At 77.2% G+C, this 8,180-nt stretch carries 2 protein-coding genes; both read left to right on the forward strand.

Annotated features, from left to right (window positions below; all coding sequences use genetic code 11):
* Nucleotides 1-6,326: SDR family NAD(P)-dependent oxidoreductase (locus ACFCX4_RS32215; protein WP_376150297.1), on the forward strand; the 6,326-nt coding region annotated here is incomplete at its 5' end.
* 10 nt (nucleotides 6,327-6,336) lie between these two features.
* Nucleotides 6,337-8,180, forward strand: a 1,844-nt coding sequence (locus ACFCX4_RS32220) for a type I polyketide synthase (RefSeq protein ID WP_376150299.1), incomplete at its 3' end; no start/stop codon positions are given.

Below are 8,180 nucleotides of genomic sequence, written 5' to 3' on the forward strand. Positions count from 1 at the left end.
CCACCGACCCACAAGCCCTCGCCACCGCCCTCGCCACCATCCCCACCGAACACCCCCTCACCGCCGTCATCCACATCGCCGGCACCACCGACGACGTCCTGCTGGAGTCGCTCACCCCCGAACGGCTGGCCCCGGTGGTCCGGGTCAAGGCGGACGCGGCACTGCACCTGCACCGGCTGACCGCGGACGCCGATCTGGCGGCGTTCGTGATGTTCTCCAGCCTCGCGGGCACCCTGGGCAACCCCGGCCAGGCCAACTACGCCGCCGCCAACGCCGCCCTGGACGGCCTGGCGCAGCTGCGCCACGCCCAGGGCCGGCCGGCGCTCTCCCTGGCCTGGCCGCTCTGGGAGCAGAGCAGCGCCATCACCGAGCACCTGGACGCCGCCCAGCTCTCCCGGATCCGGCAGACCGGCCTGACGCCGCTCCCCTCGGAGCAGGGCCTGGAGCTGCTCGACGCCGCGCTCGCCCGGCGGGTGCCGGCCGTCGTCCCGGCGCTGCTGGACACCGGCCGGCTGCGCCGGCTGCCGGTGCTGCCCCCGCTGCTGCGCGGCCTGGTCCGGGGCCGCCGCCCCGCCGCCGCGGCCGCCGGCGGCGCGTCCGCGGCCGACGGGCTGACCCGGCTGGGCGAGCCCGAACTGACCCGGGCCGTCCGGGACCTGGTGCGGTCCAACGTCGCGACCGTGCTGGGCCACGCCTCGGCGGACGTGGTGAACATGGAGCTGGCCTTCAAGGGGCTCGGCTTCGACTCGCTGACCGCCGTGGAGTTCCGCAACCGCCTGAACGCGGCCACCGGGCTCCGGCTCTCCGCCACCCTGGTCTTCGACCACCCCACCCCGGCCGCGCTCGCCGCCCACCTGCGCGAGGAGATCGCCGGCCACCGCGCCGACGCGCCCGCACCGACGGTCCGGGCGGCGCCGGCCGCCGACCCGGACGAGCCGATCGCCATCGTCTCGATGGGCTGCCGCTACCCGGGCGGGGTGACCTCCCCCGACGGGCTGTGGGAGCTGGTGGCGAACGCCACCGACGCCATCGGCGAGTTCCCCGGCGACCGCGGCTGGGACCTCGAAAAGCTCTACGACCCGGACCCGGAGCAGCCCGGCACGACCAACACCCGGCACGGCGGATTCGTCTACGACGCGGGCGACTTCGACCCGGCGTTCTTCGGGATGTCCCCGCGCGAGGCGCTGGCCACCGACCCCCAGCAGCGGCTGCTGCTGGAGACCGCCTGGGAGACGGTCGAACGCGCCGGGATCGACCCCGCCGCACTGCGCGGCAGCCGCACCGGCGTCTTCACCGGCGTGATCCCGCAGCAGTACGGCGCGACCGTCACCGACGTGCCGGCCGACCTGGAGGGCTACCTCGCCACCGGCACCACCACCTCGGTGGCGTCCGGCCGGGTCAGCTACGTGTTCGGTCTGGAGGGCCCGGCCGTCTCCGTCGACACCGCCTGCTCCTCCTCCCTGGTCGCCCTGCACCTGGCCGCCCAGGCGCTGCGCTCCGGCGAGTGCGACCTCGCGCTCGCCGGCGGCTCGACCGTGATGTCCAGCCCCGGCCTGTTCGTGGAGCTGGGCCGCCAGCGCGGCCTGTCGCCCGACGGCCGCTGCCGGGCGTTCTCCGACGACACCGACGGCACCGGCTTCTCCGAGGGCGCGGGCCTGGTACTGCTGGAGCGGCTCTCCGACGCCCGCCGCAACGGCCACCGCGTCCTCGGGCTGATCCGCGGCTCGGCGGTCAACCAGGACGGCGCCAGCAACGGCCTGACCGCGCCCAGCGGCCCGGCCCAGCAACGGGTCATCCGGGCGGCGCTCGCCGCGGCCGGACTGACCACCGCCGACGTGGACGCGGTCGAGGCGCACGGCACCGGCACCACCCTCGGCGACCCGATCGAGGCCCAGGCCCTGCTGGCCACCTACGGCCGGGACCGCGACGCCGACCGCCCGCTGCGGCTCGGCTCCGTCAAGTCCAACATAGGCCACACCCAGGCCGCCTCGGGCATCGCGGGCGTCATCAAGATGGTCATGGCGATGCGCCACCAGGTGCTGCCGAAGACCCTGCACGTCAGCGAGCCCAGCCGGCACATCGACTGGTCGTCCGGCGCCGTCGAGCTGCTCACCGAGCCGGTCGCCTGGCCGGCCGGCGACGGCCGGACCCGCCGCGCCGCGGTCTCCTCCTTCGGCATCAGCGGCACCAACGCCCACGTCGTCCTGGAGGAACCGCCCGCCGACCGGGCCCCCGTCGGCCCCCCGGCCCCGGCCAAGGTGGAGCCGCCCGCCGCGCTCCTCTGGCCGCTGTCCGGGCGCACCGAGCAGGCCCTGCGCGACCGGGCCCGCTCCCTGCACGCCTTCGCCACCGCCCGCCCCGGCCTGCCGGCCGCCGTCCTGGGCCGCGCCCTGACCACCGGCCGGCCCGCGCACGAGCGCCGGGCCGCCGTGGTCGGCGCGGACCGCGAGGAGCTGCTGGCCGGGCTCGCCGCGCTGGCCGAGGGCCGTCCGCTGCCCACCGTGGTGACCGGTACCCCGGCCGGCGACACCGGCCGCACCGTGTTCGTCTTCCCGGGCCAGGGCTCGCAGTGGACCGGCATGGCGACCCGTCTGACGGCCGAACAGCCGGTCTTCCGGGACCACCTGCTGGCCTGCGCCGACGCGCTCGCCCCGCACGTGGACTGGTCGCTGACCGAGGAGCTGGACGGCCCGCTGGACCGGGTGGACGTCGTCCAGCCCGCGCTGTGGGCCGTCATGGTCTCGCTGGCCGCGCTCTGGCGCGCGCACGGCGTCCACCCGGACGCGGTGATCGGCCACTCCCAGGGCGAGATCGCCGCCGCGTACGTGGCGGGCGCGCTCAGCCTGGAGGACGCCGCCAAGGTGGTGGCGCTGCGCAGCCGGGCCCTGACCGTGCTGGCCGGCACCGGCGCGATGGCCTCCCTCGCGCTGCCCGCCGAGCGGGTGCGGGAGCTGCTGGAGCCGTACGGGGGCGCCGTCACCGTCGCCGCCGTCAACGGCCCGCTGAGCACCGTGGTCTCCGGCGACCCGGACGCCGTGGACGCGGTCGTGGCCGGCTGCGGGGCCGACGGCCTGCGGGCGCGCAGGATCCCGGTGGACTACGCCTCGCACTCCCCGCACGTGGAGAGCCTGCGCGAGGAGCTGCTGGAGCTGCTGAAGGACATCCGGCCGCGCAGCGGCGACATCGCCTTCCACTCCACCCTCACCGGCGGCCTGTTCGACACCGCCGGGCTGGACGCCGACTACTGGTTCCGCAACCTGCGCAACACCGTGCGCTTCCACGAGACGGTCGGGCTGCTGCTGGAGAGCGGTCACCGCACCTTCGTGGAGACCACCGCGCACCCGGTGCTCACCTCGGCCGTCGACGACGCCCTGGCCGCCGCCGGGGTGACGGGCGTCGTGCTGCCGACGCTGCGCCGCGGCGACGGCGGCCTGGACCGCTTCCTGGTCTCGGCCGGCGAGGCCCACGTCCGGGACGTGCCGTTCGGCCTCGCCCCGCTGTTCGAGGGCGTCCCCGCCGCGCTGCCCGCCCTGCCCGAGCTGCCGACCTACCCGTTCCAGCGGGAGCGGTTCTGGCTGAGCGCGGAGCCCACCGCGGCCGGGGACCCGAGCGGGCTGGGGCTCACCCCCGGCACGCACCCGGTCGTGCCGGCGAGCAGCCGGCACCCGCACCGTGACGAGTTGCTGCTCACCGGCAGCCTCTCCGCGCACACCCACCCGTGGCTGGAGGACCACGCCGTGCACGGCACACGGATCCTGCCCGGCACCGCCCACCTGGACCTCGCCCTGCACGCGGCCGGCCTGGTCGGCGCGGCCGGGGTGGAGGAGCTGACCCTGCGCGCCCCGCTGGTGCTGCCGGCCACCGGCACCGTCCAGGTGCAGGTGCTGGTCGGCGCGCCGGAGGAGTCCGGGGCCCGCCCGGTGTCGGTGCACGCCCGCCCGGCCGGGGGCGAGGACGACGGCTGGACCGAGCACGCCGCCGGCACCCTGGCCCCGCCCGCGGCCGCCGGGCCCGTGCCCGGGCCGGTCACCGTCCCCGGGAACGCCCTGGCGGTCGACCTCACCGACGCCTACGAGGGCCTGGCCGACCACGGCTACCAGTACGGCCCGGCCTTCCGCGGCCTGCGGGCCCTGCACCGGCACGGCGAGGACCTGTACGCGGAGATCGCGCTGCCCGGCGAGGCCGGCGCGGGGGGCACCGGCGGCCACAGCGTCCACCCGGCGCTGCTGGACGCGGCCCTGCACCCGCTGGTCGTCGGCGCCGACGGCGCCGAGGGCCCGCTGCGGCTCCCCTTCGCCTGGTCCGGGGTGCGCCTGCACCCGGCGGCCGGGGTGCCGGCCGGCGCCCTGAAGGTGCGGATCGCCCCGGCCGGACCGGAGTCGCTGGAGATCACGGTCGCCGACGCGGAGGGCGTGCCGGTGCTCTCCGTCGACTCCCTCACGGTGCGGCCGGTCGCGGCCGGGCTGCTCCGGTCCGGCGACCGTCCGCTCTACGAACCCGGGTGGCAGCCGGTCGCCGCCGCCCCCGGCGCCGCGGACGCCGTGCACCTGCTGGACGGCCCGCCGGCCGCGCTCGCGGCGGCCCCGGCCGTGCCCGGCCTGGTGGCGGTCGAGGTGCGCGGCGCCGCCGGGGACCGGGTGGCGGCCGTCCACGCGGCGGCCGAGCGGGCGCTGGAGCTGGTCCGGGCCTGGCTGGCCGAGGAGGCCCTCGGCGGGTCCCGGCTGGTGTTCGTCACCCGGGGCGCGGTCGCCACCGACCCCGGGGAGGGGGTCGAGGACCTCGCCGGCGCGGCGGTCTGGGGCCTGCTGCGGTCGGCGCAGACCGAGAACCCCGACCGCTTCGTCCTGCTGGACCTGCCGGCCGGGGAGGACGCGCCGCTCGACCCGGCCGCGGTCGCCGCCGCCGCCGGCAGCGGCGAGGACCAGCTGGCCCGCCGGGGCGGACGGCTGCTCGCCCCGCGGCTGCTCAAGGTCCGCCCCGGTGACACGGAGGCCGGTCCGACGGGGATCGACCCGCAGGGCACCGTCCTGATCACCGGTGGCACCGGCACCCTCGGCGCCCTGCTGGCCCGTCACCTGGTCACCCGGCACAAGGCGGCGCACCTGGTGCTCGCCGGACGGCGCGGTCCGGACGCCCCCGGCGCGGCCGAACTCGCGGCCGAACTCGCCGGTTCCGGCGCGAGCGTCACCCTCGCCGCGTGCGACGCGGCCGACCGCACCGCGCTGGCCGCCCTGCTGGCGGACCTGCCCGCCGACCGTCCGCTGACGGCGGTGGTGCACGCGGCCGGTGTGCTGGACGACGCGGTGGTGCACGCCATGACCGCGGACCAGTTGCACACGGTGCTCCGCGCCAAGGCCGACTCCGCCCTCCACCTGGACGAGCTGACCCGGCAGCACCCGCAGGCGTCGCTGGTGCTGTTCTCCTCGGCGGCCGGTGTGCTCGGCAGCCCCGCGCAGGCCAACTACGCGGCGGCCAACGCCGTGCTGGACGCCCTGGCCGGCGCCCGGCGGGCCGCCGGGCTGCCCGCCACCTCGCTGGCCTGGGGCCTGTGGGAGCGGACGAGCGCGATGACCGAGGGCGCCGACGTCGCCCGCACCAGGCGCGGCGGCATGATCGCCCTGCCCACCGAGGAGGGCCTGGCGGCCTTCGACGCGGCGCTGGCCGCCGACCGTCCGGTGCTCGTCCCGGCCCGGCTGGACCTCCCGGCGCTGCGCGCCCGGGCCCGGGCCGGAACGCTTCCGCGGCTGCTCCAGGGGCTGGTGCGGGTCTCGGCGGAGCCCGCCGCCGGGGACGGCACGCCCCTGGCCGACCGGCTGGCGCCGCTGTCCGGGCCGGAGCGGCTGGCCCTGCTCGGCGAGCTGGTCCGCGAGCAGGTCGCCGGGGTGCTCGGACACGCCTCCGGGCAGTCCGTCGACGCCGAACTCGCCTTCAAGGAGCTCGGCTTCGACTCCCTGACGGCGGTGGAGCTGCGCAACCGGCTCAACGCGGTCACCGGGCTGCGGCTGCCCGCGGCGATGATCTTCGACCACCCCACGCCGGTGGCGCTCGCCGAGCACCTGCTGACCCGGCTGGCGCCGCCGTCCCCGGTGGTGGCGCTGCTGTCCGAGCTGGAGCGGATCGAGGAGACCCTCCGGCGCCTCGCCCCGGCGCAGGAGGAGCGGGACGGCCTCGCCCTGCGGCTGGCCCGGCTGACCCGGACGCTGGAGGACACCGGCGCCGGCCCGGAGCCGCAGGACGGGCAGGCGGCCGGGGCCACCCGGACGATCGAGGCCGCGACGACGGTCGACGAGATCCTCGCATTCATCGACAACGACCTCGGTCTCTGAAGGACGGACAGTGATGACGGACGACGAGCGGATAGTCACCTACCTCAAGAAGGTCACGTCCGAACTGCAGAGCACCCGGGCCGAGTTGAACCGGCTCAGGGAGCGCGACAGCGAGCCGGTCGCGATCGTGGCGATGGCCTGCCGCTACCCGGGCGGGGTCACCTCGCCCGAGGAGCTGTGGCGCCTGGTGGCCGACGGCACCGACGCGATCGGCCCCTTCCCGGCCGACCGCGGCTGGGACCTCGGAAAGCTCTACGACCCGGATCCGGAACGGCTCGGCACCACCTACTCCACCGAGGGCGGATTCCTCTACGGGGCCGGGGAGTTCGACCCGGCGTTCTTCGGGATGTCCCCGCGCGAGGCGCTGGCCACCGACCCCCAGCAGCGGCTGCTGCTGGAGACCGCCTGGGAGGCGTTCGAGCGGGCCGGCCTCGACCCGGCAGGGCTGAAGGGCAGCCGCACCGGCGTCTTCACCGGAATCATGTACGACGACTACGGCTCGGACGCCAAGTCCGCCGCCTCGTCGTCCGGTTCGCTCGGCGAGGTGGAGGGGTTCCTCGGGGTCGGCACCGCCGGCTCGGTCGCCTCCGGCCGGATCTCCTACACCTTCGGCCTGGAGGGCCCGGCCGTCTCGGTCGACACCGCCTGCTCCTCCTCCCTCGTCGCCGTGCACCTGGCGGCCCGGTCGCTGCGCTCCGGCGAGTGCGACCTGGCGCTCGCCGGCGGGGTGACGGTGATGGCCACCCCCGGGGTGTTCATCGAGTTCAGCCGGCAGCAGGGCCTGGCCCCGGACGGCCGCTGCAAGGCGTTCTCCGCGGACACCGACGGCACCGGCTTCGCCGAGGGCGCCGGGCTGCTGCTGCTGGAGCGGCTCTCCGACGCCCGCCGCAACGGCCACCGGGTGCTGGCGGTCGTCACGGGCTCGGCGGTCAACCAGGACGGCGCCAGCAACGGCCTGACCTCGCCCAACGGGCCCTCCCAGCAGCGGGTCATCCGGGCCGCGCTGGCCTCGGCCGGGCTGCTGCCCACCGACATCGACGCGGTCGAGGCGCACGGCACCGGCACCACCCTCGGCGACCCGATCGAGGCCCAGGCCCTGCTGGACGTCTACGGGCAGGGGCGGCGGCGGCCGCTCTGGCTCGGCTCGCTGAAGTCCAACATCGGCCACACCCAGGCGGCGGCCGGGGTCGCGGGCGTCATCAAGATGGTGATGGCCATGCGCCACGGCGTGCTGCCGAGGACCCTGCACGCCGAGCGGCCCACCACCCACGTCGACTGGTCGGCCGGCGACGTCCGGCTGCTGACCGAGGCCGTCGACTGGCCGGGCGGCGGGCGGCCGCGCCGGGCCGGGGTGTCCTCGTTCAGCATCAGCGGCACCAACGCGCACCTGGTCCTGGAGGAGCCGTCCGGGCCCGCCCCCGAACCGGCGCGGGAGGGGGCCGCCGGTGCCGGACCGGCCGCCACGGCCTGGCTGCTGTCCGCACGGACCCCGGCCGCACTGCGCGAACAGGCCCGCCGGCTGCACACGTTCACCGCCGAGGGCGGCCCCGGGCACGGCGTGCCGGAGGCCGACATCGCGTACTCGCTGGCCACCACCCGGGCCGTCCTCGGCCACCGGGCGGCCGTCGTCGCGCAGGGCCGGGAGGACCGGCTGCGCGCCCTGGACCTGCTGGCCCGCGGGGAGAGCTCGCCCGCCGTGGTCACCTCGGCCGACGGGCACGGCGCCGGGCGGGGCGGGGCGGCGTTCGTCCTCTCCGGGCAGGGGTCGCAGCGGCCGGGGATGGGCCGTGGACTCCACGCCGCCCACCCCGTCTTCGCCGAAGCCCTCGACGAAACCCTCACCCACCTCACCCC

It is taken from the genome of Kitasatospora sp. NPDC056327 (assembly GCF_042261735.1).
In the GTDB taxonomy this organism is placed as follows: Bacteria; Actinomycetota; Actinomycetes; order Streptomycetales; family Streptomycetaceae; genus Kitasatospora.